The sequence below is a fragment of the Roseovarius marisflavi genome, assembly GCF_900142625.1.
In the GTDB taxonomy this organism is placed as follows: Bacteria; Pseudomonadota; Alphaproteobacteria; order Rhodobacterales; family Rhodobacteraceae; genus Roseovarius; species Roseovarius marisflavi.
Genome location: NZ_FRBN01000021.1, coordinates 1 through 24660, shown reverse-complemented (window position 1 = coordinate 24660; position 24660 = coordinate 1). Strand labels below are relative to the sequence as shown.

The following is a 24660-nucleotide window of genomic DNA, read 5'->3' as shown; positions in this document are numbered from 1 at the left end:
ATCCTTGGCTGATGGGGAATGGACCTATGACCACATTCGATGATCGCGAAAACGCGTTTGAAAACAAATTTGCCCATGACGAGGAAATGAAATTCCGCGCCGAGGCCCGCCGCAACAAACTTTTGGGCCTTTGGGCGGCTGAGCTTCTGGGCAAAACCGGCGATGACGCCGATGCCTATGCCAAAGAGGTCGTCAAGGCCGACTTTGAAGAGGCCGGCCACGAAGACGTGGTGCGCAAGGTCGCCGGTGATCTGGGCGATATCGCCGATGCCGACACGATCCGGAGCAAGATGAACGAATTGCTCAAGATCGCCAAAGATCAGCTGATGAAAGAAATCTAAGAGGGTTTTCCTCTTGGGGATTTGCAAGGCGCGCCTTAACGGGTGCGCCTTTTTTCATTACAGATTTAAACGTTAAGCCGCCGCTAAGCCCCGCCGCCTAACCTGACGATTGGTGGTTCAAGGGGATGTATTGTGCACAAGGGCCTTTCGGTGATCAGGCAGCGGGTCTGGCCCGCATCGCGGCAATTGATGCCGCTGTTGATTGGCGGCGCATGTTTTTGGGCAACCGCACAACGGTTTGACGCCGCAAGCCTGCCTCAGATCGTCCATGCCCTGCTTGGCCTGGACTCCGCGCAATGGATTATGGCGATGCTGGCCACCGCGCTTAGTTTCTGGGCGCTCGTGCGCTATGACGTGGTGCTTCACCACGCTCTTTCCGGTCTATCTGGCCGCGCTGACGGGGGCGCTTGTCACCGGAACGCCCGGCGGCGTCGGGCCGTTCGAGCTTACGGCACTGGGGCTTTTGCCTCAGGGGGCCGCGCCAGAGTTTATGGCAGGCATTCTCGCCTTTCGGCTGATCTATTATGCCCTGCCGGCCCTGGTCGCCGCATGGTTTCTCTATTGGAGGGAGGCGAATACCACACCGCCGGTTTTATCCGGGCTAGAGCCAATTCGCGACCTGCCGCAGGACATCAGCCGCGCCGAGCTTGGGGTTTGCCTGCAAAACGGCGCGCGCCTGTTGAGCGTCGGGCAGAGCCAGTTTGCCATCGTCTCGACGGCGCAAACCGAAACCGCGATGTTCGACCCCATTCGCGGGGCGGCTTTGGCGGGCCTTCCCAGCCTGCTTGATCTTGCGCATCGGCGCAACAAGGTGGCGCTGATCTACAAGACCACGCCGCGCGTGGCGGCGGCCCTGCGCCGGGCAGGCCTGACCACGCTTCACATCGCCGATGAGGCCGTGATTGATCCGCAACAGTTTCATCTTGAAGGCCGCAGGTTTCGCCAGGTGCGCCGCAAACTACGCCAGGCGAGCGAGGCAGGCGTCAAGGTGACGCGCGCGGCCTGTCGATGGGGCGGTTCTGTCCTGACTACCTGCGTCGACACCATGTTTATCTTGCGTGGCAAAACGGCACCCTTGTGGGCTTTGCAAGTTTTCACACCGCGGACAGGGAACGCTGTCTTGACCTGATGCGATCCGGGGCACGGGCCCCCTCGGGGACCATGCATTTGCTGGTTGCCACGGCCCTGTCCGAGGCCCGCACCGATGGGCTTTCGCGGTTGTCTTTGGCGGCTCAGCCGTGTCTGACGACGGCGCGCTCCGCCCTGTCTCGCTTGATCGCGCGCAGGATCGCGCAGCACTCGGGCGCCACCGGCCTTGCCCAGTTCAAGGCCAGCTTCGCCCCGCAATATCAACCGCTTTACGCCCATGCCACAAGTTGGCCCGCCCTGGCGCTTGGGCTTGCGGATCTCAGCCGCAGGATCACCCGCCCCAATCGGAACCAACCTCACAATAGTCATGAAGAAAATGAGTTTGCTTCAAGTGGGCATTTATGAAAGGAAACGCGCTAGACTCTATTCAGGATAATTCCATGACAAATGCCTTCTCCAAGATGCTGGCCGCGCGCGACTGGATCCTCGCCGATGGTGCCACCGGGACCAATCTTTTCAATATGGGGCTGGAATCCGGCGATGCGCCCGAGATGTGGAACGACCAGCATCCCGACCGGATTGAGCTTTTGTACAAACAGGCGGTCGATGCCGGGAGCGATCTTTTCCTGACCAATTCATTTGGGGGCAACGCTGCGCGCCTGAAATTGCACGGTGCAGAGAAGCGCGCGCGCGAGTTGTCGCGCATTTCCGCCGAGATTGGCCGCGAGGTTGCCGATCGCTATGACCGCCCGGTGGTTGTGGCCGGCTCTGTTGGCCCCACCGGTGAAATCATGGCTCCGATGGGCGCTCTGACCCATGAACTGGCGGTGGAAATCTTTCACGAGCAGGCCGAGGGCCTGAAAGAAGGCGGCGCCGATGTGCTCTGGCTGGAAACCATTTCCGCCCCCGAGGAATACAAGGCCGCCGCAGAGGCATTCAAACTGGCCGATATGCCCTGGTGTGGCACCATGAGCTTTGACACCGCCGGGCGCACGATGATGGGCCTGACCTCGGCCGATATGGCCACGATGGTCGACAAGCTTGGCAATCCGCCGCTGGCCTATGGTGCAAATTGCGGGGTTGGCGCGTCGGACCTGCTGCGCACCGTGCTTGGCTTTGTCGCCCAGGGCAGCGAGCGCCCGATCATTGCGAAAGGCAACGCCGGCATCCCGAAATACCACGACGGGCATATCCATTATGACGGCACGCCCGACCTGATGGCCGAATATGCGATTCTTGCGCGTGACGCAGGAGCGACGATCATTGGCGGCTGCTGTGGTACCATGCCCGAGCATCTGTCGAAAATGCGCGAGGCGCTGGAAACCCGCCCGCGTGGCGAACGCCCGACGCTGGATCAGATCACCGGTGCGCTTGGGGCGTTTTCCTCGGCGGCCGATGGCACCGGCGACGACACGCCAGAACCGCGCCGCAATCGCCGCCGCCGCGCCTAGATATCAGGCTCTTCGCGCCCTTGCGTGCGCGTCTCGCGAGGCTGGCTGTCAGGCCTGGCGAGCCTTACCCGAAAAGCGCCAATTGATCGCCCTTCTCAAACGGGCGGTCAAACAGGTCCAAGCGAAGCCTCGTCTGCCCCTTCTCCAGCCCAAGCCGCGCCGCCGCCGCCTCGAACCGGCGTGCAATGAGGCGCGCGTAAACACCGCTGCCACGCATCCGCCTGCCCCAATCGGCGGCGTATTCCTTGCCGCCATGCATTTCGCGCACCCGGTTCATCACCCGGTTCACGCGGTCGGGGTAATGCTCCTGCAACCAGTCCTGAAAAAGCGGCGCCACCTCAAGCGGCAGCCTTAGCATGATCCAGCTCGCCGCGTCTGCCCCCGCCTCGCGAGCGGCGGCAAGCAATGCCTCGATCTCGTGATCCGTCAACCCCGGAATAACCGGCGATGCCATGATGCGCACCGGCACCCCCGCACCACTCAGCGCCCGGATCGTGGCCAATCGGCGCGCAGGCGACGGCGCGCGCGGCTCAAGCTTGCGCGCCAGACCCGCATCAAGCGAGGTCACCGAAATACCAACCCTCACCAGCCCCTGCGCCGCCATATCCGACAAAATATCAAGATCACGCTCGATGAGCGTGCCCTTGGTTATAATCGCCACCGGATGCCGGAACCGGCGCAATACCTCAAGACAGGCGCGGGTGATTTCATGGCTTCGCTCAATCGGCTGATAGGGATCGGTATTGGTGCCGATCGCGATGGGCTGCGGCACATAGCGCGGATTGCGCAACTCTGCATCCAGCAGGGCGGCCGCGTTGGGCCGCGCAATAAGCCGGGTCTCGAAATCCAGCCCCGGCGACATCCCAAGCCAGGCATGCGTGGGACGGGCAAAGCAATAGATACAGCCATGCTCGCACCCGCGGTAGGGATTGATCGACCGGTCAAACGGAAGATCAGGCGAGCGATTGTAGCTTATGATCCGGCGCGCAACCTCATCTGTGACATGGGTGCGCAGCGGCTTCTCGTCCGCCTCTTGCGCCCAACCATCCGCTTCATACCGGATTTCGGTCGCCTCATAACGTCCGGCGGCATTGCTGCGCGCGCCGCGTGCCGTGACCCGCAGGTCAGGCGATATCGAGTCATACCCTGCCATAAGGAAATTAATGGAACATAAAGGGAACACATGCAACAGACTTATATAGATCATGACAATTTTGCAGTGGGTTGAGCCGCAATTCGTCGTTATAAGTCGGTTGCAGTGCGGCCAGTGTCGCATTCCGGAAAGTGGTCCCGCGACAAATTGTCGAAAGCTGCATAAGATACAAACACTCCGTGCCCTTCGCGCACAGCAATCAAGGATTCCCGAAATGTCTGATCAAGAAGACGACATCATCCTGTCGGAACTGGACAACGAAGAGCTTGTTCAGCAGATGTTTGACGACCTTTATGATGGTCTCAAAGAAGAGATCGAGGAAGGCGTGAACATCCTTCTTGAACGTGGCTGGCAGCCCTACCAGGTGCTGACCGAGGCACTTGTCGGCGGCATGACCATCGTCGGCAAAGACTTCCGCGACGGCATCCTGTTCGTCCCCGAGGTACTTTTGGCCGCAAATGCAATGAAGGGTGGCATGGCCATCCTCAAGCCGCTTCTGGCCGAAACCGGCGCGCCGCGCGTCGGCACGATGGTCATCGGCACCGTCAAGGGCGACATTCACGACATCGGCAAGAACCTGGTGTCGATGATGATGGAAGGCGCCGGATTCGAGGTCGTCGATCTGGGAATCAACAACCCGGTTGAAAAATACCTCGAGGCGCTGGAAACCGAAGCCCCCGATATCCTGGGCATGTCGGCGCTTCTGACCACCACGATGCCCTACATGAAAGTCGTTATCGACACGATGATTGAACAAGGCAAGCGCGACGATTACGTGGTTCTGGTCGGCGGCGCGCCGCTGAACGAAGAATTCGGCAAGGCCATTGGCGCCGATGCCTATTGCCGCGATGCCGCCGTGGCCGTCGAAACCGCCAAGGATTTCATGGCGCGCAAGCACAACAAACTGGCCGCAGGCTAAGCTGAACGTCTGATTTCAAGCTTCACGGCCCGCGTCCCTCGCGGGCCGTTTTTCGTAACGGAGAGCCGATGACCGATCTGCCAAACGATGATACCCTGACCCATAGCGGCCTTGAGGCGCGCGATGGCGGGCGTGTCCTGCTGATTGCCTGCGGGGCCCTGGCTCATGAAATCCTGACGCTGAAACGGCTCAATGGCTGGAATCATATGGATCTGACCTGCCTGCCCGCCAAATTGCACCTCTACCCCGATAAAATCACCGAGGCGGTTGCAGAAGCGGTCGAAAAAAGTCGCGCCGCCTACGATCATATATTCGTGGTCTATGCCGACTGTGGCACCGGGGGCCAACTTCAGGCCAAATGTGACGCCCTCGGCGTCGAGATGATCGAGGGGCCGCACTGCTACTCTTTCTTCGAGGGCAATGATGCCTTCGCGGCCCGCGGCGATGATGACATGCGGGCGTTTTTTCTGACCGATTTTCTGGTCCGTCAATTCGACGCCTTCGTCTGGAAACCCATGGGCCTTGATCGCCACCCCGAATTGCGTGACATGATTTTCGGCAACTACACGACGCTGATCTATCAGGCGCAAACCGAGAATCCGGCCCTTGTCCGCAAGGCACGAGCCTGCGCAGATCGCCTTGGCCTCACGTTTGAATACCGCTTTACCGGCTATGGCGACCTTGAGAAATCACTTGAAGAACAAGCAGTAAAATACTGATATAATTCACCTTTCCATAAATACTCCGGGGAGCTTGAGGGGTGAAAACCCCTCATTCCACCAACCCTGTGCGCCAGCGGCGCTCCGTTGGATCACGCCCCGTCAGGCCGCCTCGCTCGCCACTAGACGAATGCGCTCGATCATCGCACGAAGCCCGTTGGAACGCTGCGCAGACAGGTGGTCATTCAACCCAAGCCGCCCAAGCTCGGCCGGGGCATCCACCTTCATGACCTCAGCCACCGGCACCCCATTATAAAGCGCGCGCAGCACCGCGATCAGGCCACGCACGATCATCGCGTCACTATCGCCCTCAAAGCTGAACTCCCCCGCCTCGATGCGCGGATGAAGCCAGACCTGACTGGCGCAGCCATCGACCTTGGTGGCGGGCACCTTTAGCGCATCGTCAAGCCCCGGCATCGCCTTGCCATAGTCGATGACATAGCGATAGCGGTCTTCCCAATCTTCGAGAAACTCGAAATCGGCGACAATCTCTTCAAAGGTTTCCGTGGCCATCGCATGCTCCTTCTTGCTTGCCCCATGACCTAAGTGCCACATTGATCAACGTCCAGCCCCAGCTTGCACCTTTTCAAGCCTGCCCGGATAGGGTAACCGAGGGAAAAGATGTCAAAGGCGGTACTGATGCGCATCCTTCTAGCACTCACACTGGTTTCTACGTTGGTTCTTGCGGGCTGTGGCGGTATGCGCGACTCGCGGGCCAACCCGGCCAACTGGTTCGGCAAAAGCAAATCCCGCCCGGTGGCTACAGCCTCGTCCGAAACCGTGAACCCGCTGATCCCTGAGCGGGAAGACAGCATCTTCCGTCGCAACAAGGCAGAGGTTTATGAGGGCACGCCGGTCGATCAGATCACCGACATGCGGATCGAGCGCACAAGCGATGGCGCCATTGTCCGCGTGACCGGCCTCAGCACCCGTGAGGGCGCGTTCGATGTGCGCCTTGTGCCTAACAACAAGGATAGCCGCCCGGTGAATGGCGTGCTGAGCTATAAGCTTCTGGCGCTGCAACCCGACAATACGCCCCAAGGCTCGGCAGTGGCGCGCACGGTCCATGCCGCCGAATTCATCTCGACGCAGACCCTGGCAGAGGCGCGCACCATCATCGTGACCGGTGGGCGCAACGAACGCCGCAGCACCCGCTAAAGCGGGCTGAACCTCGTCTACCTGAGCGGCTTAAAGATCGACAACCTCGATCGCCTGCCCTTTGACGGCCAGCGCGATTTCACCATCGCAGAGGCGCATGGCATCGCGGCCAAACACATCAAGCCGCCAGCCCTGCAAGGCCGCCACATCGCGCTTGCCCGCCGCCATCAGGTCAAGATCAGAGGCCGAAGCAATCAGCTTTGAAGCCACCCCGTAATCTTCGGTCTTGGCCTTGAGCAACACCCGCAACAGATCGGCCAGCGCCGGATTCACCTGCAACTTGTCGTTGCTGGTATCCACTTCCGGGGCCTTTTCGGGCGGGCACTCCAACCCGGCCTTGACCGCGGCCAGAATACCATCGGCAATCTCACCCTTGCGACCCTCGCGCATCAAAAGACGCGAGCGGCCAAGATCCTGAAGCGTTGCGGGTTTGGTCGAGGCCAGCTCGACCAGGGCATCATCCTTATAAACCCGGCTGCGCGGCACATCGCGCGATTGGGCATACTCTTCGCGGAATCGCGCCAACTCGCGCACCACCGACAGAAATTTGCCCGAAGAATTGCGCGTCTTGATCCGCTTCCAAGCCTCTTCGGGATCAACCCGATAGGTGCCCGGATTGGTCAGCACCCGCAGCTCTTCTGCAACCCATTTGTCACGCCCCGAGGTCTGAAGCTTTTTGGCCAGATATTCGTAAACATCGCGCAGATGGGTCACATCGGCCAAGGCATAAGTTTTTTGCGCGTCGCTCAGCGGACGGCGCGACCAATCGGTAAAGCGCGAGGTCTTATCGACCGGCAGCTTGCAGATTTTGCGCACCAGCGTCTCGTATCCCGCCTGTTCGCCAAAGCCACAGACCATCGCCGCGACCTGACTGTCAAACAGCGGATCGGGAATCACCCCGGCATCGACAAAGAAAATCTCAAGGTCCTGACGCGCGGCGTGAAACACCTTGACCACCGAGGTATCGCGAAACAGGTCATAAAGCGGCTCAAGCGACAGGCCCTCGACCAGCGGATCAACCAGAACGGCGCTGTCCGCCTCGTTGCTCTGCACCGCAAGCTGCACAAGGCAAAGCTTGGAATAATAAGTGCGCTCGCGTAAAAACTCTGTGTCGACGGTGACATAATCGTGCTCGGCGGCCATGGCGCAATAGGTGGCCAGCTCTTCGGTCGTGGTGATGGTTTTCATACCGGGTGCTCTTGCTCTTTTATATGTGCCCTGCTGTGGTCCGGGCGCGGTATAGGTCAGATCGTGGCGAAATGGAATGCCCCGCACCGCAGCGCTACAATCAGGGCAGGAAAAGCGGCGTGCGATCCCCCGCCGCAAACCGCCGTAACACGGCCGGATAAAGAATATGCTCCTGCTCCAGAACCCGTGCGGCAAGGGTTTCGGGCGTGTCATCGACGCGCACCGGCACGCGCGCCTGTCCAAGGATGGGGCCCTCGTCCAGCTCTGCGGTGACCTCATGCACGGTACAACCGGCCTCGGTCTCGCCTGCGTCAAGCGCGCGGGCATGGGTATGAAGGCCACGATATTTCGGCAAAAGCGAGGGGTGGATATTCAGCATTCGGCCCTGCCATGGCCCGACAAATCCCGCCGTCAGAACCCGCATGAACCCCGCAAGGCAAATCAGGTCGATCGCGTAGGGCACAAGCCGCGCGGCGATCTCGGCCTCGAATGCGGCGCGATCCCCTTTAAACGGGCGGTGATCGACCACTTCGGTCGCGATCCCCTGCCCCTTGGCCCAGTCAATCCCGCCTGCATCGGCGCGATTCGACAGCACAAGCGCCGGGCGCGCCGGGTGATCGCCCACCATGTCGGCGACAAGGCTGCGCATGTTCGAGCCGCCACCGGATAGAAAAATCGCGACGCGTTTGCTCACAGCAGGGCGCCTGTATAGCTCACCGTTCCATCGCCGCGCGTGACAGTGCCGATCTCGGACACGGTTTCGCCCGCGGCTTCAAGCGCCGCCTTGACCTCGGACGCGCGCGCCGGGTCGGCGACCACGATCATGCCAAGGCCCGAGTTGAAAGTCTTGAGCAATTCGCCCTCGGCCATGCCGCCGGTCTCGGCGAGCCAGCGAAACACAGGCGGCAAATCCCACGATCCAAGATCAACCGTCGCCGCAAGCCCTTCGGGCAGAACGCGCGGCAGGTTCTCGGTCACGCCACCGCCGGTGATATGGGCCATGCCCTTGACCCCTCCCTGCTTCATCGCGCCCAGAACCGAGCGCACATAAAGCCGTGTCGGCGTCAGCAGGGCCGCGCCAAGGCTGCCCTCACCCCAGGGGCAGTCATCGCCCCAGCCAAGGCCAGACATCTCGACGATGCGGCGCACAAGGCTATAGCCGTTGGAATGCACGCCGTCGCTGGCCAGCCCCAAAAGAACGTCGCCCTCGGCAATATCGCGCGGCAGGTCCTGACCACGCTCCATCGCGCCGACGGCAAAACCGGCAAGATCGAAATCGCCCGATGCGTACATGCCCGGCATTTCCGCCGTCTCGCCGCCGATCAGGGCACAGCCCGAGCCTTCGCAGCCCCGCGCGATCCCTTCGATGATGCGCGCGGCCTGATCAAGCTCAAGCTTGCCGGTGGCAAAATAGTCGAGAAAGAACAGCGGCTCGGCCCCCTGACAGATCAGGTCATTGACGCACATCGCCACAAGATCGACGCCGACACCGTCCACGTGTCCGGTATCAATCGCAATCCGAAGCTTGGTGCCGACACCATCGGTGGCCGCCACGAGGATCGGGTCATCGTACCCGGCCGCCTTGAGGTCGAACAAACCGCCGAACCCGCCAAGGCCCGACATCACGCCCGGGCGCACCGTGCGTTTGGCGGCGGGTTTGATCCGCTCGACAAGCGCGTTGCCCGCATCAATATCAACACCGGCATCGGCGTAGGTTATACCCGTCTTCTTATCGGTCATGACTGTGCTCCGTCTTTCGCTTTGCCCCGGTTAGACCATCGGCCACGGCTTCGCAATGTGAAAGCCTTGACGCCCCGCGCGCCAGCTTTTACCACGGCACTCAGGTCGGGCCTGTAGCTCAATTGGTTAGAGCAGAGCGCTCATAACGCTTTGGTTGGGGGTTCGAGTCCCTCCGGGCCTACCATTCACCTTAAGTTTGCGCCGCAAGTCGCTGTTTTCAAATATTCTTTGAGACAGGCCACCCTGTGCACCCAAGAAAAAGGGGGGCACGAGGCCCCCCAGTGTCACGGATCAGGTGGATTTATTTACCGCCCGATTGTTTTTCGCCTGTATCCTGATCCGCGTTCAGGGCGAGCGCACCCGCCCCAGAACTTGTTGCGTTTGCCCGAAGGCTTAGCTGCAGCCGCTTGTCGAACCGCAGGTGTTGCACTTCATGCAGGTGCCGTTGCGCACCAGCATGTAGTTGCCGCATTCTGACGAGTTAGACATCATAAGATAACCCTCTCTCGTTTTGGCTTTGGCCGCCTCAACTCACGCTGAAATACATCGAGTCGAACGACCGCCTGCGCCTTTTTCACATACTCGACATCTGAAAACGCCCGATGCGCTAGTTGGATTGGGCTCCAGCAAGTATCCTCCAACGCAGCGCCGCACTGAAAGAAAACTGCCGCGTAGTTCGTTTCCAATTCTTCCAGTGTCGGGGGCACGTTGCACATGCCGTTGGCTCCAGAGAACAACTGAAAGTTCTTAACAACTGCGCCTCTAGCATGGTGATCGAGAGCGAGGTGCCCCAACTCGTGAGCAAGAATGAAGTTAGATAACTTACAGCCATGCTTTGCGTTTGCTATAAGCTTTTCATCTGCTGTCAGAGTAACGCGATCATCGAGCGCCACAACCCCAGCTTTACGTTTAAAATCTTCCAATTGATTAGATCGATAGGTTCTCATCGTCCATTTTTCAAAGTCGTTGCAAAGGGTTTCCCAAACGTCGGTCATCTTGAAGAACTTGTCGTCGCTATAAAGCTCACGCCGAAACCAAAGCATTTCCGTCCAAATTTCAGTCGCCCGTAAAGTGGTAAGAATTGGCCTACGCTTCATCTTGACCTCCTCTTAGCTGCACCCGCTTGTCGAACCGCAGGTGTTGCATTTCATGCAGGTGCCGTTGCGCACCAGCGTGTAGTTGCCGCATTCGCCGCAGGCCTCGCCCTCATAGCCCTGAAGTTTGGCCTTGGTGCGCGCATCCATGCCCACGGTGCCCGATGCCATCGCCGTGGTGGTCGTCGCCACGGTCGCCGTCATCGTTCCCGACGAGGTGGCCGGCACGAGGGTTTCCAGCGCGTTGACCGGATCCATCGCATTGCTCACGGCGCGGGCCATGTGCTGGCCACCGTTCAGAACGATAAGTTCCTGCGGCAGGCGCTTGCGCAGATAGCCGGTCGAGCTGATCTGCTTGAGCACTTCAAGCGACCGGCTGGCGGCATCGCTGCTCATTTCCGAGACGTTCGAGACACCCTCTTCTTCGCCGCGCCCGAGGTCGTCAAAGCTTGCGCCTTCGGGTTTGACATGCGCCAGATCGGTGCGATCAAGATAGCTTACAGCCAGTTCGCGGAAGATATAGTCGAGGATCGAGGTGGCGTTCTTGATACTGTCATTGCCCTGCACCATGCCGGCCGGTTCGAACTTGGTGAAGGTAAAGGCATCGACGAATTCCTCAAGCGGCACGCCGTACTGAAGACCAACCGACACCGCAATGGCGAAATTGTTCATCATAGCGCGAAAGCCCGCACCCTCTTTGTGCATGTCGATGAAGATTTCACCAAGGTTGCCGTCTTCATATTCGCCGGTGCGCAGATAGACCTTGTGACCGCCGACAATCGCCTTTTGCGTATAACCCTTGCGTCGGCCAGGCAGTTTTTCGCGGTGCGATTTCTGGATTTCCTTGACGATGATCTTTTCGACGATCTTTTCCGCCAGAACGCTGGCTTTTTCCTGGGCCGATCCGCTTTCAAGAACCTCTGCGGCCTCTTCGTCATCCTCGACAAGGCTTGCGGCCAGAGGCTGGCTCAGTTTCGAGCCGTCGCGATAGAGCGCGTTGGCCTTGACGCCAAGCGACCAGCTCAGCTCGTAAGCTTTCTGACAATCCTCGATGGTGGCGTCATTGGCCATGTTGATGGTCTTGGAAATCGCGCCCGAGATGAACGACTGGGCCGCGGCCATCATCGTGATATGGCTGTTAACCGACAGATAACGCTTGCCTTTCTTACCGCAGGCATTGGCGCAATCAAAGACGTGGTAATGCGCCGGGTCAAGATGCGGCGCGCCCTCAAGCGTCATCGAACCACAGACGTGATCATTGGCGGCATCGATATCCTTTTTCGAATAGCCAAGGTGCGCCAGAAGATCAAAGGTCGGGCTGTTGAGCTGTTCGGCCGGGATGCCAAGAACATTGGTGCAGAACTCAAGCCCAAGCGTCCACTGGTTGAACACGAAGCGGATATCAAAGGCAGAGCCAAGAGCCGCATCAACCTTGGCCAGTTCGTTCACGCCAAAGCCGTGTCCCACAAGCGAGGTGTGGTTGATCCCCGGAGCGTTGCCGATGGTGCCGTGACCGACGGCATAGCTGACGATCTCTTCGATATGCGCCGAGCCATAGCCAAGCTTTTCAAGCGCGGCGGGCACCGATTGGTTGATGATCTTGAAGTAACCGCCACCGGCGAGCTTCTTGAACTTCACCAGGGCAAAGTCCGGCTCGATCCCGGTGGTGTCGCAATCCATCACAAGGCCGATGGTGCCGGTCGGCGCGATCACCGAGGTCTGCGCATTGCGATAGCCGTGCTTTTCACCAAGCTTGAGCGCCTCGTCCCAGCTTGCCATCGCCAGATCGACAAGGCGGTTGTCGGGGCAATTGCCGAGGTCGAGCGGCACGGGTTTGACGGCAAGGCCCTCATAGCCTTCGGTCGCGCCGTAAGCGGCGTTGCGGTGGTTGCGGATCACGCGCAGCATGTGCTTTTCGTTGCGCTTGTAGCCCGGAAACGCGCCCAGCTCGCCGGCCATTTCGGCGCTTGTGGCATAGGCGACACCGGTCATGACGGCGGTCAGGGCACCGCAGAGCGCGCGGCCCTCGTCGCTGTCGTAACCAAGGCCCATGTTCATCAGCAGGCCACCGATATTGGCATAGCCAAGACCAAGCGTGCGGAAGTCATAAGAGCGCTGCGCGATTTCCTTGGAGGGGAATTGCGCCATCGTCACCGAGATTTCCAGCGTCACGGTCCAGAGACGCGAGGCGTGGACATAGGCGTCGGCGTCAAACTTGGCATCCTTGAAGAACTTCAAGAGGTTCATCGAGGCCAGGTTACAGGCGGTATCGTCAAGGAACATATATTCCGAGCAGGGATTCGAGCCGCGAATCTCGCCGTCTTCGGGGCAGGTGTGCCAGGCGTTGACGGTGTCGTGATACTGAATGCCCGGATCGGCACAGGCCCATGCCGCGTGGCCGACATCTTCCCAGAGGTCGCGCGCCTTGATGGTCTTGGCGACGCTGCCGTCGGTCCGGTTAAGAAGCGCCCAGTCGGCATCATCCTTGACCGCCTTGAGGAAGGCATCGGTCACCCGGATCGAGTTGTTCGAGTTCTGGCCCGAAACGCTTGCATAGGCTTCGCTGTCCCAATCGGTGTCATAGGTCGGGAATTCGATGCTCTCATAGCCCTGCTTGGCGTAATCCAGCACGCGCTTGACGTAAGTCTCGGGGATCGCAACCTTTTTGGCGCCGCGGATCGCGGTCTTGAGCTGCTCGTTCTTCTTGGGATCGACCGAATCTTCGCTGCTGCCATCCCAGGCGCGGATCGCGGCGAAGATTTCGTTGAGCTTTTCTTCGTGCATCTTGGAGCCGGCAACGATGCTGGCGACCTTTTGCTCTTCCTTGACCTTCCAGTTGATGAATTCCTGGATATCGGGGTGGTCGGCATCGCAGATCACCATTTTCGCCGCGCGACGCGTGGTGCCGCCCGATTTGATCGCGCCGGCCGCGCGGTCACCGATTTTGAGAAAGCCCATCAGGCCAGAGGATTTGCCACCACCCGACAGCTTTTCACCCGCAGCGCGCAGGCTTGAAAAGTTGGTGCCGGTGCCCGAGCCGTATTTGAACAGACGCGCCTCGCGCACCCAGAGATCCATGATGCCGCCATCGCCCACAAGATCGTCGGCCACGGATTGGATAAAGCAGGCGTGCGGCTGCGGGTGCTCATAAGCACTTTTGGATTTGGTCAGCTTGGCGGTTTCGAAATCGACGTAATAGTGGCCCTGGCCGGGGCCGTCGATGCCATAGGCCCAATGCAGGCCGGTGTTGAACCACTGCGGGCTGTTCGGCGCGGCCATCTGATTGGCCAGCATGAAACGCATCTCGTCGTAATAGGCGCTCGCGTCGGCCTCGGTGGTGAAATAGCCACCCTTCCAGCCCCAATAGGCCCAGGCCCCGGCAAGACGGTCAAACACTTGCTTGGCGCTGGTCTCGCCGCCGGTTTCAACGCCGGCCTCTGCGGGCACCGAGCGCCACAGGAATTCGGGAACACCCTTTTCCTTGACCTTCTTGAGACGTGCGGGCACGCCCGCCTTGCGGAAATACTTCTGGGCGATGACGTCGCTTGCCACCTGGCTCCAGCCGTCGGGCACTTCGACATTGTCGAGGCGGAACACCGTGGTGCCATCGGGATTGCGGATCTCTGAGCTGGTGGTCACAAAGTTCAACGCCGCATATGCGTCGGTCCCGGAGGTGGTGAATTTTCTTTCGATCTTCATATCGACTGCCCCATGTTCAGCATTTTTAAGTTCGGCCAAAGCCAGTTTTTTTCCGCCCAGACGACGCCAAAGGCATAACGGTTTCCCAGTCGCCTGCGCCTCACACGCCGCGATGAAAGTGCCCGGTGTCTCGGTCCGGTTATGTGTTGGATTTTACTCCCTGCCAGGGTTAGCCACTATATCTTGTGGCCTTGCAACCCGTGACCACAACTTGACGTATGAGCCCATAGTTGGTCAACGAATAATTTTCTCATTTTTACACAAAAAACATTTGACTATGCGCCAGAGCACACAACCCATTCACGTCCGTGTGATTCATTCCCGAGTTATCCACAGGCCAGACAGACGCGAGCCTCGCAAAGAAGCCTTTTTCTTCGGCTGACTTAGCGGGCAAAGTTAAAAAATCACTGGAACATTGAGCGGGATTCGGATTGCGCCAAATCCCGTTGAGAACCTTTTTCAGGTTTTTGGGCGCGCGGCTGACACACGTTCCGACATGATGCAGGGGCAATGCCCCCTAAAATCAATGGTGAAGGAGGCAGCCGGTCAGAGCAACACAGTGCAGATATTTCCAATTGCATCAGCTCTCTGGACCAGTCGGACGAAAGCCTTTGCGCGCCATTGGCGAGCTAGGGAATGGCGCGCCTCTGTCAATCGATGTCTTCAGGAATAAGGGTGAAGCTGGCCCGTAACTTGGTCCCATCGGCGTAGTAGTCTGACAGGCCGAGACGTACATCTTCGTCAAGCACGTTCCAATCGATCCAATCCAGATCGAATCCCATGTCATAGGCCACCATCGCCACCGCTCCACGGCTGGGCAAAAGGTAGGGATAGCCATTCCCGGCGAGCGCCTCGCGTGGCCGCTCAATCATGAAAACGGCGTCTTCAGAACTGCCAAACAGGCCATCTGCAATCACAAGCCTTGGCTTGAGCTGAATCAGCAAGTTAAAAAATTGGTAAAGGTCCGTGATTCCATCAAGGACATCGAAAAGGATGATGACATCATATTGGCGACCAGCTTCCGCCTCGGAACGTAATTCTTCAATCGGATCAGCACAGCGCATGTCTATGCGTTCGCGCAGCCCTACATCGGGAAGCCGCATGAACCGATCGACCTGATCGGCATTCTTTTCAATACCAACCACTTGCAATCCACCAGCTGCCGCAAGCGCATAACACCACGCACCATCCTCGGCGCCAACGAGCATTACCGTCGAATCTGCGATCGCGTGTCGGAACGCATCAACCAAAAGGGCATGCCGCGCCTGTGTGCGATTGGCCATCATCGTAAGCCCATCCCCCATGAACCCCGCCACACCATTTTCCATGACTGCCATTGAAGCGCCTCATCCTTGTATCGCCTTTCCCGTTTTTACATGCGAAAAGATACCGAATGATTAATCGCCGCCCAAACCCGCCCGAGACATCCCCATGAGCGACTTTGCCCTGTCCCCCGCGATCTTGCTCAGGGCCTATGCGACGGGCGTTTTTCCGATGTCCGAGCACCGCGATGACCCGGAGGTCTTTTGGGTTGATCCGCAGCATCGCGGGGTTTTGCCGCTGGATGGATTTCACATTTCACGCTCTTTGGCGCGGCTGATGCGACGCGGCGATTATCGCGTCACTCTTAACCGTGATTTCGAGGGTGTATTGCGTGCCTGTGCCGACCGGCCAGATACGTGGATCAACGCACCGATCCACCGCGCCTATATGGCCCTGCATCACATGCAACACGCCCATTCCCTTGAAATCTGGCAGGATGACGCGCTGATTGGCGGGGTTTACGGCGTCACACTCGGCGGGGCATTCTTTGGCGAAAGCATGTTTTCGCGTCGCACCGATGCGTCAAAACTGGCGCTCGCGCATTTGACCGACCACCTGTCACGCTGTGGGTTTACCCTGTTTGACACGCAATTCATCACGCCGCACCTCGCGCGATTGGGCGCACGGGAAATCCCCCGCGCAACCTATCATGCTCTGCTAAAGGAAGCCCTTGAACGTGATGTAAAGATCACCGACGTGCCACTTGAAACCGACCCGCGTCAGATTTTACAGCGCAACACCCAAATGTCATAGCGCGGATGCTCAAGCGGATTGAGCGCAGGGGAAGAGGCCAGCATCCAGCCGGAAAACAATTCGCGCCCGCTGGCAGTCTCGCGAATCGTCAAAAAGGCGTAGGCATCACCCGCCGGGTTCCCCTCGGGATAGCGGCATTGGGCCAGATCAATGGTGAGACGGCCATATTCGGTGACCTCCCCGTTGCTCATATCAAGATCTCTGGCCTGTCCGTTGATCTTGTCAAGCCCGCGCAATACAGCGCCTGCGCCAACCGAGGCCACCTCTTGGGCGGCCCCTGCTCCGGCGCAAAGTAACAACACCAGCCCGAGCCAGGCACGTTTCATTTCGCGGCCCCATCCTCGGAGCCGGAAACGAACTTCATCAACAATGATACCAGGCTGACCGAGCCTTGTGTGAATTCGATTTCATCCCCTGCCGCAAAGTAAAACGGCGAGCCGCCGGGCATGATCTCGACGTAATTGCCGCCAAGCAAACCTTCCGAGGAAATCGCGACCGCGCTGTCATCGGGCACGTTGATGCCATCGAGCACGGTAAATTTCGCGCTGGCGCGATAGGTGGCAGGGTCAAGATCGACGCTGGTGACACGGCCCACCTTGACGCCGGCAAGGCGCACATCGGTGCCAACACTCACGCCATCGGCGCTGCGAAAACTGGCACTCAACTGATATTCGCTGCCGCCGCGTGTCATGCCGGTGGTCTTGCCGGCATAGGCAAGAAAGCCAAGAGCCACGGCCAGAACGACACCTCCGACCAATACTTCGGTTTTATTCTCAGACATTTACCCAACCTTATTCCGGGGACCAAGCCTCGTAATCGCGTCGCTCAACCGGGGCCGCGTGACGGATCGACCCGGCAGGCGCATAGGCCAGCGGCGTGCCGGTGAGGTTTTCCTCATGCGGCTTTTCCCAGGCTTTGTGCGCCAGCGGCTTTTCGGTCGGCGGCTCTTTATAGGTGTGGTGCAGCCATCCGTGCCAATCGGGATCAACCCGCGTGGCCTCGGACTCGCCATTGAAAATCACCCAACGGCGCTTGTCATCCCGGGTGCGGTAAAAGATGTTACCCTGCGCATCCTCGCCAACCCTGACGCCTTTGCGCCATGTGTAAAGCTGAGTGTTGAGCGTCTGCCCGTTCCACCATGTGACCGTACGCAACAGCGTCGTCAAAATGCCCATCCAAACCTCCGACAAATGCTGGTCCTGATATGGCGGATTTGGCGGCAAAGGTCCAGTGCTGCATTGCCTTCTTTGGCCATGGAAACCGTTGTGACCAGAGCGCCGAGAATTTCCGCCGAAAATTCTAACCCGCGCCCAGACACAAGGCCTGCGGTTTCCCACAGGCCTTGGTCTGTCCCGGCAGGGGCCGCGAAGGGCTTACCCTGCGCTGGCGCCTTCTTTTTTACCTTTGCTCTCCGCATAGATGATCAAAGGCGCCGCATCGGAATTGACGGCTTCTTCGTTCACCACAACCTCTTCGACATTCTCCATGCTCGGCAATTCGAACATCGTATCCAGCAGGATATCTTCAAGGATCGAGCGCAACCCGCGCGCGCCGGTCTTGCGCAGAATTGCGCGCTTCGCGATTGCACTCAGCGCGTCATCTGTAAACGTCAGCTTGGCGCCTTCCAGCTCGAACAACCGCTGATATTGTTTCACCAATGCGTTCTTGGGCTGCGTCAGAATGGTGATAAGCGCATCCTCGTCAAGATCTTCAAGCGTCGCAATGACCGGCAAACGACCGACAAATTCCGGGATCAGACCGAACTTCAAAAGGTCCTCCGGCTCCAGATCGGTGAAAACCTCGCCCACGCCGCGCAGATCATTGTCGCGCACATCGGCGCCAAAGCCCATGGCCGACCCTTTGCCGCGCTGTGCGATGATCTTTTCAAGACCGGCAAAGGCCCCGCCACAGATGAACAGGATGTTGGTGGTATCCACTTGCAGGAATTCCTGCTGCGGATGCTTGCGCCCGCCCTGCGGCGGCACTGCGGCCACGGTCCCTTCCATCAGTTTCAAGAGCGCCTGCTGAACCCCTTCGCCCGACACGTCACGGGTGATCGAAGGATTCTCGGACTTGCGGGTGATTTTATCGACTTCGTCGATATAGACGATCCCGCGCTGTGCGCGCTCGACGTTGTACTCGCTCGACTGCAGCAGCTTGAGAATGATGTTTTCCACATCCTCGCCGACATAGCCCGCTTCGGTCAGCGTCGTCGCATCGGCCATCGTAAACGGCACATCCAGAATGCGCGCAAGTGTCTGAGCCAAAAGCGTTTTACCACACCCCGTCGGGCCGATCAGAAGGATGTTGGACTTTGACAGTTCAATATCGCTCTTGCCGGAATTGTTCAGGCGTTTGTAGTGGTTGTGCACCGCAACCGACAACACGCGCTTGGCCGTGGCCTGCCCGATGACATAATCATCCAGCACCTTGCAGATGTCGCGCGGCGCCGGAACGCCCTCGCTTGATTTCAGGCCCGCACTCTTGGTTTCTTCGCGGATGATATCCATGCACAGTTCAACGCATTCATCACAGATGAACACGGTCGGCCCCGCAATGAGCTTGCGAACCTCGTGCTGGCTCTTGCCGCAAAAGCTGCAATAGAGGGTATTCTTGCTGTCGCCGCCTGAATTATTCGCCATAACGTACCTTTCGGGCGCTGCGCCGCCGTCTGCCTTTTGGCCATATCTGACCGGGTGTTCGTGTGTTTCGCCTGCCAGCTTAAGTCAGGCGCAAAAGCTCCACAATCGCAAAAACGCCCGCCCCACCAAGGGGGCGGGTTTATGCGTTACTTCGCGTCCTCGTCGCTCTTGGCGCGATTCTCGACGATCTCGTCAATAAGACCCCAGGCCTTGGCATCTTCCGGCGACATGAAATTGTCACGCTCAAGCGCCTCTTCGACCTTTTTCAGGGTCTTGCCGGTGTGGCGTACATAGATCTCGTTCAGCCGCTTCTTGAGCTTCAGGGTCTCTTCCGCGTGGATCATGATATCGGTCGCCTGGCCCTGATAACCGCCAGAAGGCTGATGCACCATGATCCGGCTATTGGGCAACGAAAAGCGCATGCCCGGCTCGCCCGCCGTCAACAAAAGGCTGCCCATGCTGGCGGCCTGGCCCACGACAAGCGTGCTGATCTTGGGGCGGATATATTGCATCGTGTCATAGATCGACAGACCGCTGGTGACCACGCCACCGGGGCTGTTGATGTACATGCTGATCTCTTTGCTCGGGTTTTCCGCCTCAAGGTGAAGCAGCTGCGCCACGATCAGGCTTGACATGCCGTCATGAACGGGACCGGACAAAAAGATGATCCGCTCCTTAAGAAGACGTGAGAAAATGTCATAAGCCCGCTCGCCCCGGCTAGTCTGTTCAACGACCATCGGTACGAGGGTGTTCATGTAGGTATCCATTGGGTCTTTCATCGTCGCCCGCCTGCTCTATTGTCCGATCAACCGCGATCGGACCTTGTCAATTTACCCGATCTATATCGGCCAGTTCCTAAGGGAGTCTTAGTGTTGCGCCCAAGGGGCTGCAAGGGTTCCGCACGATTTTGTAGCAGGCCAATGCCTGACCCGGCGGTTTGCGCGCCACACATCATCACAATTTCGCGCAATCGCGTTGCCATGTTTTGCACAAGTACGCAAAACACTCTAACAATCTTTGCAACAATGAACACGAAAGCCCCGAAATGCCCCTGCCCGTCCTTGATGATACGCTTGATCCGGTCGAAATGGACCGCATGCTCGAAAATGCGACCGCAGCGGCGAATTTTCTCAAGGCGATCAGCCACGAAGGCCGGTTGCTGATTCTGTGCCATCTGGTGTCAGGCGAAAAATCGGTGACCGAGCTGGAAACCCTGCTGTCGGCGCGTCAGGCGGCCGTGTCACAACAACTGTCGCGGCTGCGCACTGAAGGGCTGGTCACGACCCGGCGCGACGGCAAGGCGATCTTCTATAGCCTCGCAGACGACCGCCCCCGTAAAATCCTGGAAGTGGTCTATGACCTGTTTTGCGCCCCCGCCGAGGAGGGCGCAAAACCTTAGGTCAACGGGATTGGCCTGCCAACATCAGGCAGGCTCGACCTCTTTGCCCACCGCGAAGGGCGCAAACACATCATCAACCTCCGTGTGGTTGACGTGATTGGCATAATTCGAGATCGTCTTGACCGCGAGAGCCAGAATAATCTCAAGCACATGCACATCGCCATAGCCTGCGGCTTTGAACGCCTCGGCATTTGCCTTGCTCGGAAGGCCGCGTGTCTCCCACATGTGGTGGGTAAACTGGCGCAGGGCTTCAAGCTTTTCATCGGCCAGCGGCTTGCCATCGCGCAGGGCCTGGGTGTGCTCGGGCGCAAGCTTTGAGACGTTTATCGCAAGCATCGAATGCGCCGCCGTACAGTAGTCACAACCATTGGCCTCTGACACGGTCAGGAACACGACCTCTTGCTCGGGCGCGGTGAAATGCCCCGATTGGCGAAACTGATCATAGCCATGCAAATAGGTCGACAAAAGTCCCGGATCATTGGCCATGCCACGATACATATTGGGCACAAAGCCAAGCTTGGCGCGCGCGCCTTCCAACAGATCCTTGGCCTGACCTTCGGCCACATCATCACTCACAGGTTTGATCTCAACTCGGAATTCAGCAGTCATGGAACTCTCCCTTCGGTTTGCGTTCTCATTCCAGCTAAGCGGAAAGATCCGGTAATGTAACCGTTCGGGCGATCACACCGACGTGAAGGCGGTTCGCCTGTGCAGGGATCTCTGTGCGGCCGCGCTCATCCGCCCTTGAAGGCGGCCTCGCGGGATGTCGCGCGACAGGCGGGGACGCCTGACAAGCGCCCCCGTAAAACCCTGGAAGTGGTTAATGACCTGTTTTGCTCAAACGCCGACGGCAAGGTCTAGGCCGCAGGCTCGAACCTGTTGAGCAAAGGCAGCTTCGACCCGCACTTGATAAATCCGGCAGTAAAAGCGCGGAATCGGCCTGAGCCAGGCAGACGTTGAGACAATTCGAGGGTCTCGGCATCCGGACCGGAATGACGGAATGGCTATTGAAACTTCAGCGCATACAAGACATTCTGGCACCGCCCAGGACGACGCAAATTTGTGAACTCAATGAACAATCTTAAAACAAACGTAAAACGCGCGATCAAGCAGGTTGTACCCGCAGGCCTCAGGCGTAACCGCAAGATAAGCGCGGCCCGCAAGGCGCTCGGTCAGATCGAGCGGCAGCCATGCAGGTCAGAACCACTTCTGCCATCAAGCGCAATTGATCTGCACGACATCCTGCACAATGCCGAAAAAATATCCGAATGGGAAAGCCTTGAGCCTAAACTGGCAGATCTGATGAACATGGCCCCCTCGACAGCGCAAAGCGATGGCAATCGCGGGGTTAATCCGGGGGATCAGAGGGCAATCTATCATCTGATCCGTGCCCTGAAACCCAAAAGCGTTCTGGAAGTGGGCACGAATGTGGGTTTTTCGACCCTGCACATCGCCGCTGCGCTAGATGCAAATGGAGCAGATGGCCGGATCACGACGGTCGACATTACGGACGTCAACGACCCCACCGATCAACCATGGAAGGGCTGCGCCCAGCCCTATGCGCCGCGCGACATGCTTGCGGCCGGTGGATATGGCGACATGGTTACCTTTGTTGCACAGAACTCACTGGACTATCTGACTGACTGCAAGGACAAGTTCGATTTCATTTTTCTTGATGGCAGTCACGATGCTGATGTCGTCTATCAGGAAGTCCCCAAAGCGATTGACGCGCTTGCCGGGGGCGGTGTCATTCTGTTGCATGACTTTTATGCTGGGCTGACATTTTTGTGGGACAACAAAAAGATCATTCCAGGCCCCTGCATCGCAATAGAACGGCTTCTGGCAGAGGGCGTGAGCCTTGAAGTAATCCCGCTCGGGGCCTTGCCATGGCCAACCAAGGGGGCTAGCCACATGACCAGCCTGGCGCTGATGGTCCGGCAGTAAGGGTCCGCCGCCTTCTGGCGGTCTCTTGGCAGGTCATACATCGTTATCCGAAGCCGCCGCTGCCTCCTCTTCTGCGTCCTCGTCGCCTCTGTTAATCTGAGTGTCTTGGGTGGCGCGGCGGCTCTATCCGCCCGATGAGGGGCGGTTCATATCTTTTCCTGGGTGTATTTGCGCAACTCGGCCCGTGCCACCTGTCGGCGATGCACCGCATCCGGCCCATCCGCCAGCCGCAGCGTGCGCACATGGGTCCACATCGCGCCAAGCGGCACGTCCTGCGAAATCCCCTGAGCGCCGAAAAGCTGCACCGCCTCGTCGATCACCTTGAGGGCCACACGCGGTGCCACCACCTTGATCTGGCTGATCCAGGGCGCAGCCGCACGCGGATCGCCCTGATCCATCATCCAGGCCGCCTTGAGACACAGCAGACGCGCCTGTTCGATCTCCATCCGGCATTCGGCGATGATGTCGTAATTCGCCCCAAGCTGCGCGATCTTCTTGCCAAAGGCCTCACGCGCCAGGGACCGTCGACACATCATCTCAAGCGCGGCCTCGGCCTGACCGATCGCCCGCATACAGTGGTGAATCCGTCCCGGCCCAAGCCGCCCCTGCGCAATCTCGAACCCGCGCCCTTCGCCAAGCAACATGGCCTCGGCTGGCACCCGCACATCGGTAAAGCGGAAATGCATGTGCCCATGCGGCGCGTCGTCGTGGCCGTACACCTCCATCGGGCGCAGCTTTTCAATGCCCGGCGTATCGGCGGACACCACTATCATCGAATGGCGCTGATGCTTGGGCATGTCATCGCCGCCGGTCTTGACCATGACGATATAAACCTTGCAGCGCGGATCGCCCGCCCCCGTCGCCCACCATTTCTCGCCGTTCAGCACATAGTCATCACCATCGCGCACACAGGACATCGCGATATTTGTCGCATCCGAACTCGCCACCCCCGGCTCTGTCATAAGATAGGCGCTTCTGATCTCGCCTTCGAGAAGCGGTGCCAACCAGCGGGTTTTCATCGCCTCGGTGCCGTACCGCTCGAACACCTCCATATTACCGGTATCGGGCGCGTTACAATTGAACACCTCGGCCCCCATCGGGGTCTTGCCCATTTCCTCAGCGAAAAACGCGTATTCCACGGTGCTAAGGCCAAAGCCGCGCGCACTATCCGTAAGCCAGAAATTCCACAGCCCTTCGGCCTTGGCCTGCGCCTTGAGGCCTTCAAGGATTTCGGCCTGACGCGCGGTGTAGCCCCAGCGATCGCCTTTGCCGATCTCGGCGTGATACTCGGCCTCCAGTGGCATGATCTCGTCGCGCACCATTGCCGCAACCCGGTCCAGCAGCGCCCGCATATCCGGGCGCATTCCCAACGTCATTTCCATGGCTTATCCTCTTCTTGTCCTACCCGCCAAAGCGGCCCTGTCCCCAAAATCAACCGTCACGCGATTGATAGATCAATACCCGCAATCAAGACCATTCACCATGGGCCTCATGTCAAAACCTGACCTTTCAACGCCCACATTCACGCCACAAACGGCGCGCTTAATGACGGTGCGGCAACGCCCAGATCACCTACTTGACAGCATGAGACGCGCCTTAACAAGTGAGCAGTGCCTATAAATTTATCAGGATTGTCCATGTCCGATCTCAGTCGCCCCCAAAACCAAATCTCGGCGGTTACCTGCTTTACCCCCGGCACGGCCATCACCACCCTGAAAGGCAAACGTCCTGTTGAGACGCTGCGCCCCGGAATGCGCGTCCTTACGCGCGATCGCGGCTTTCAACCGGTGATCTGGTCCGGGCGCCGCTGCCTTGAGGCGCAGGACCTTGCCGAAAGCCCTGATCTCTGCCCGGTTCTGATCCGCAAAGGTGCGCTTGACCACCTGCGCAGCCCTCAGATAGCCGGGTCTCAGGTCATTAAAGTGATTATGCAACAAACTACGCAGCAGAGGAACGCAGAGTCCATTTGTGTAGACGGAGTCGCATCAGGCTTTTTCAGGAAAGAGCCACCCCGTGATCGGCACCACCGCTCGGCTGACAATCGGGAC

General features: G+C 58.8%; 24 protein-coding genes, 1 tRNA gene and 1 pseudogene. 11 read left to right on the top strand and 15 right to left on the bottom strand.

Translation table 11 applies throughout. From position 1 onward, the window contains the following. Positions 1-26 precede the first annotated feature (26 nt). From BUB78_RS15455 to bmt, 3 genes and pseudogenes are all read left to right on the top strand, one after another. Entirely contained in the window at positions 27-341 is a 315-nt protein-coding gene (locus BUB78_RS15455; protein ID WP_073199548.1) for a DUF1476 domain-containing protein, read from the top strand. Positions 342-609: 268 nt separating this feature from the next. Continuing rightward, positions 610-1835: pseudogene (locus BUB78_RS21455) on the top strand (phosphatidylglycerol lysyltransferase domain-containing protein). A gap of 35 nt (positions 1836-1870) precedes the next feature. Further along, a complete protein-coding gene (gene bmt, locus BUB78_RS15440) occupies positions 1871-2881 on the top strand; it encodes a betaine--homocysteine S-methyltransferase (RefSeq protein ID WP_073199543.1) in 1011 nt (336 codons plus the stop codon). A 64-nt stretch (positions 2882-2945) separates the two neighbouring features. Here the strand turns inward: bmt and BUB78_RS15435 are convergent, their stop codons facing one another. Next, positions 2946-4034: a PA0069 family radical SAM protein gene (locus tag BUB78_RS15435; protein ID WP_073199541.1), complete on the bottom strand. Its 1089-nt coding sequence runs from the start codon at positions 4032-4034 to the stop codon at positions 2946-2948. 214 nt (positions 4035-4248) lie between these two features. Here BUB78_RS15435 and BUB78_RS15430 point away from each other — a divergent pair, with 214 nt between their 5' ends. Further along, entirely contained in the window at positions 4249-4953 is a 705-nt protein-coding gene (locus BUB78_RS15430) for a corrinoid protein (protein WP_073199539.1), read from the top strand. Between the two features lie 68 nt (positions 4954-5021). Then, entirely contained in the window at positions 5022-5672 is a 651-nt protein-coding gene (locus tag BUB78_RS15425; RefSeq protein WP_073199537.1) for a DUF1638 domain-containing protein, read from the top strand. 102 nt (positions 5673-5774) lie between these two features. Here the strand turns inward: BUB78_RS15425 and BUB78_RS15420 are convergent, their stop codons facing one another. Then, positions 5775-6185, bottom strand: coding sequence for a SufE family protein (locus tag BUB78_RS15420; RefSeq protein WP_073199535.1), 411 nt, complete (start codon positions 6183-6185; stop codon positions 5775-5777). A gap of 126 nt (positions 6186-6311) precedes the next feature. On the opposite strand from BUB78_RS15420, the gene BUB78_RS15415 reads away from it, so the two are divergent. Next, entirely contained in the window at positions 6312-6830 is a 519-nt protein-coding gene (locus BUB78_RS15415) for a hypothetical protein (protein WP_073199605.1), read from the top strand. A 30-nt stretch (positions 6831-6860) separates the two neighbouring features. On the opposite strand, the gene rnd is transcribed toward BUB78_RS15415, so the two are convergent. From rnd to purM, 3 genes are all read right to left on the bottom strand, one after another. Then, complete coding sequence (gene rnd, locus BUB78_RS15410) at positions 6861-8018, bottom strand: ribonuclease D (RefSeq protein WP_073199533.1); 1158 nt, start codon at positions 8016-8018, stop codon at positions 6861-6863. 100 nt (positions 8019-8118) lie between these two features. Continuing rightward, the gene (gene purN / locus BUB78_RS15405) at positions 8119-8712 is read right to left on the bottom strand and encodes a phosphoribosylglycinamide formyltransferase (RefSeq protein ID WP_073199531.1); all 594 of its coding nucleotides are present in this window, start codon (positions 8710-8712) and stop codon (positions 8119-8121) included. Beyond that, a complete protein-coding gene (purM, locus tag BUB78_RS15400) occupies positions 8709-9758 on the bottom strand; it encodes a phosphoribosylformylglycinamidine cyclo-ligase (protein WP_073199530.1) in 1050 nt (349 codons plus the stop codon). Before purM ends, purN begins: the two co-directional genes overlap by 4 nt. 107 nt (positions 9759-9865) lie before the next feature. On the opposite strand from purM, the gene BUB78_RS15395 reads away from it, so the two are divergent. Beyond that, positions 9866-9942 (top strand) — tRNA-Ile (locus BUB78_RS15395). A gap of 304 nt (positions 9943-10246) precedes the next feature. On the opposite strand, the gene BUB78_RS15390 is transcribed toward BUB78_RS15395, so the two are convergent. The 3 genes from BUB78_RS15390 to BUB78_RS15380 form a co-directional block, all read right to left on the bottom strand. Further along, the gene (locus tag BUB78_RS15390) at positions 10247-10855 is read right to left on the bottom strand and encodes a hypothetical protein (RefSeq protein WP_139279369.1); all 609 of its coding nucleotides are present in this window, start codon (positions 10853-10855) and stop codon (positions 10247-10249) included. Between the two features lie 12 nt (positions 10856-10867). After that, on the bottom strand, positions 10868-14551 hold the full coding sequence (locus tag BUB78_RS15385; RefSeq protein WP_084732904.1) for a vitamin B12-dependent ribonucleotide reductase: 3684 nt from the start codon (positions 14549-14551) through the stop codon (positions 10868-10870). A gap of 650 nt (positions 14552-15201) precedes the next feature. Next, the gene (locus BUB78_RS15380) at positions 15202-15888 is read right to left on the bottom strand and encodes a class I SAM-dependent methyltransferase (RefSeq protein WP_073199524.1); all 687 of its coding nucleotides are present in this window, start codon (positions 15886-15888) and stop codon (positions 15202-15204) included. 94 nt (positions 15889-15982) lie between these two features. Here BUB78_RS15380 and aat point away from each other — a divergent pair, with 94 nt between their 5' ends. Then, on the top strand, positions 15983-16627 hold the full coding sequence (gene aat, locus BUB78_RS15375; RefSeq protein ID WP_073199522.1) for a leucyl/phenylalanyl-tRNA--protein transferase: 645 nt from the start codon (positions 15983-15985) through the stop codon (positions 16625-16627). Here aat and BUB78_RS15370 read toward each other — a convergent pair. From BUB78_RS15370 to BUB78_RS15350, 5 genes are all read right to left on the bottom strand, one after another. Continuing rightward, on the bottom strand, positions 16594-16953 hold the full coding sequence (locus tag BUB78_RS15370) for a DUF2155 domain-containing protein (RefSeq protein WP_073199520.1): 360 nt from the start codon (positions 16951-16953) through the stop codon (positions 16594-16596). The genes aat and BUB78_RS15370 overlap by 34 nt on opposite strands. Continuing rightward, entirely contained in the window at positions 16950-17408 is a 459-nt protein-coding gene (gene mlaD, locus BUB78_RS15365; RefSeq protein WP_073199518.1) for an outer membrane lipid asymmetry maintenance protein MlaD, read from the bottom strand. The genes BUB78_RS15370 and mlaD overlap by 4 nt, the downstream gene beginning before the upstream one ends. 10 nt (positions 17409-17418) lie before the next feature. After that, complete coding sequence (locus BUB78_RS15360; protein ID WP_073199517.1) at positions 17419-17802, bottom strand: NADH:ubiquinone oxidoreductase subunit NDUFA12; 384 nt, start codon at positions 17800-17802, stop codon at positions 17419-17421. Between the two features lie 198 nt (positions 17803-18000). Continuing rightward, a complete protein-coding gene (gene clpX / locus BUB78_RS15355) occupies positions 18001-19269 on the bottom strand; it encodes an ATP-dependent Clp protease ATP-binding subunit ClpX (protein ID WP_073199515.1) in 1269 nt (422 codons plus the stop codon). Between the two features lie 146 nt (positions 19270-19415). Then, positions 19416-20048, bottom strand: coding sequence for an ATP-dependent Clp protease proteolytic subunit (locus tag BUB78_RS15350; protein WP_073199513.1), 633 nt, complete (start codon positions 20046-20048; stop codon positions 19416-19418). A gap of 266 nt (positions 20049-20314) precedes the next feature. On the opposite strand from BUB78_RS15350, the gene BUB78_RS15345 reads away from it, so the two are divergent. Next, positions 20315-20668 carry an ArsR/SmtB family transcription factor gene (locus tag BUB78_RS15345; RefSeq protein WP_073199511.1) on the top strand — a complete coding sequence of 118 codons (354 nt, stop codon included), beginning with the start codon at positions 20315-20317 and terminating at the stop codon, positions 20666-20668. Between the two features lie 24 nt (positions 20669-20692). Here the strand turns inward: BUB78_RS15345 and BUB78_RS15340 are convergent, their stop codons facing one another. Then, positions 20693-21277: a carboxymuconolactone decarboxylase family protein gene (locus BUB78_RS15340; RefSeq protein ID WP_073199510.1), complete on the bottom strand. Its 585-nt coding sequence runs from the start codon at positions 21275-21277 to the stop codon at positions 20693-20695. A gap of 462 nt (positions 21278-21739) precedes the next feature. Here BUB78_RS15340 and BUB78_RS15335 point away from each other — a divergent pair, with 462 nt between their 5' ends. Further along, positions 21740-22612 (top strand): O-methyltransferase, encoded by an 873-nt coding sequence (locus BUB78_RS15335; protein WP_073199508.1) that lies wholly within the window; start codon positions 21740-21742, stop codon positions 22610-22612. Positions 22613-22758: 146 nt separating this feature from the next. On the opposite strand, the gene BUB78_RS15330 is transcribed toward BUB78_RS15335, so the two are convergent. Next, positions 22759-23994 carry an acyl-CoA dehydrogenase family protein gene (locus BUB78_RS15330; RefSeq protein ID WP_073199506.1) on the bottom strand — a complete coding sequence of 412 codons (1236 nt, stop codon included), beginning with the start codon at positions 23992-23994 and terminating at the stop codon, positions 22759-22761. A 255-nt stretch (positions 23995-24249) separates the two neighbouring features. On the opposite strand from BUB78_RS15330, the gene BUB78_RS15325 reads away from it, so the two are divergent. Beyond that, a partial coding sequence (locus BUB78_RS15325; protein WP_170865087.1) for a Hint domain-containing protein occupies positions 24250-24660 on the top strand: 411 nt, incomplete at its 3' end.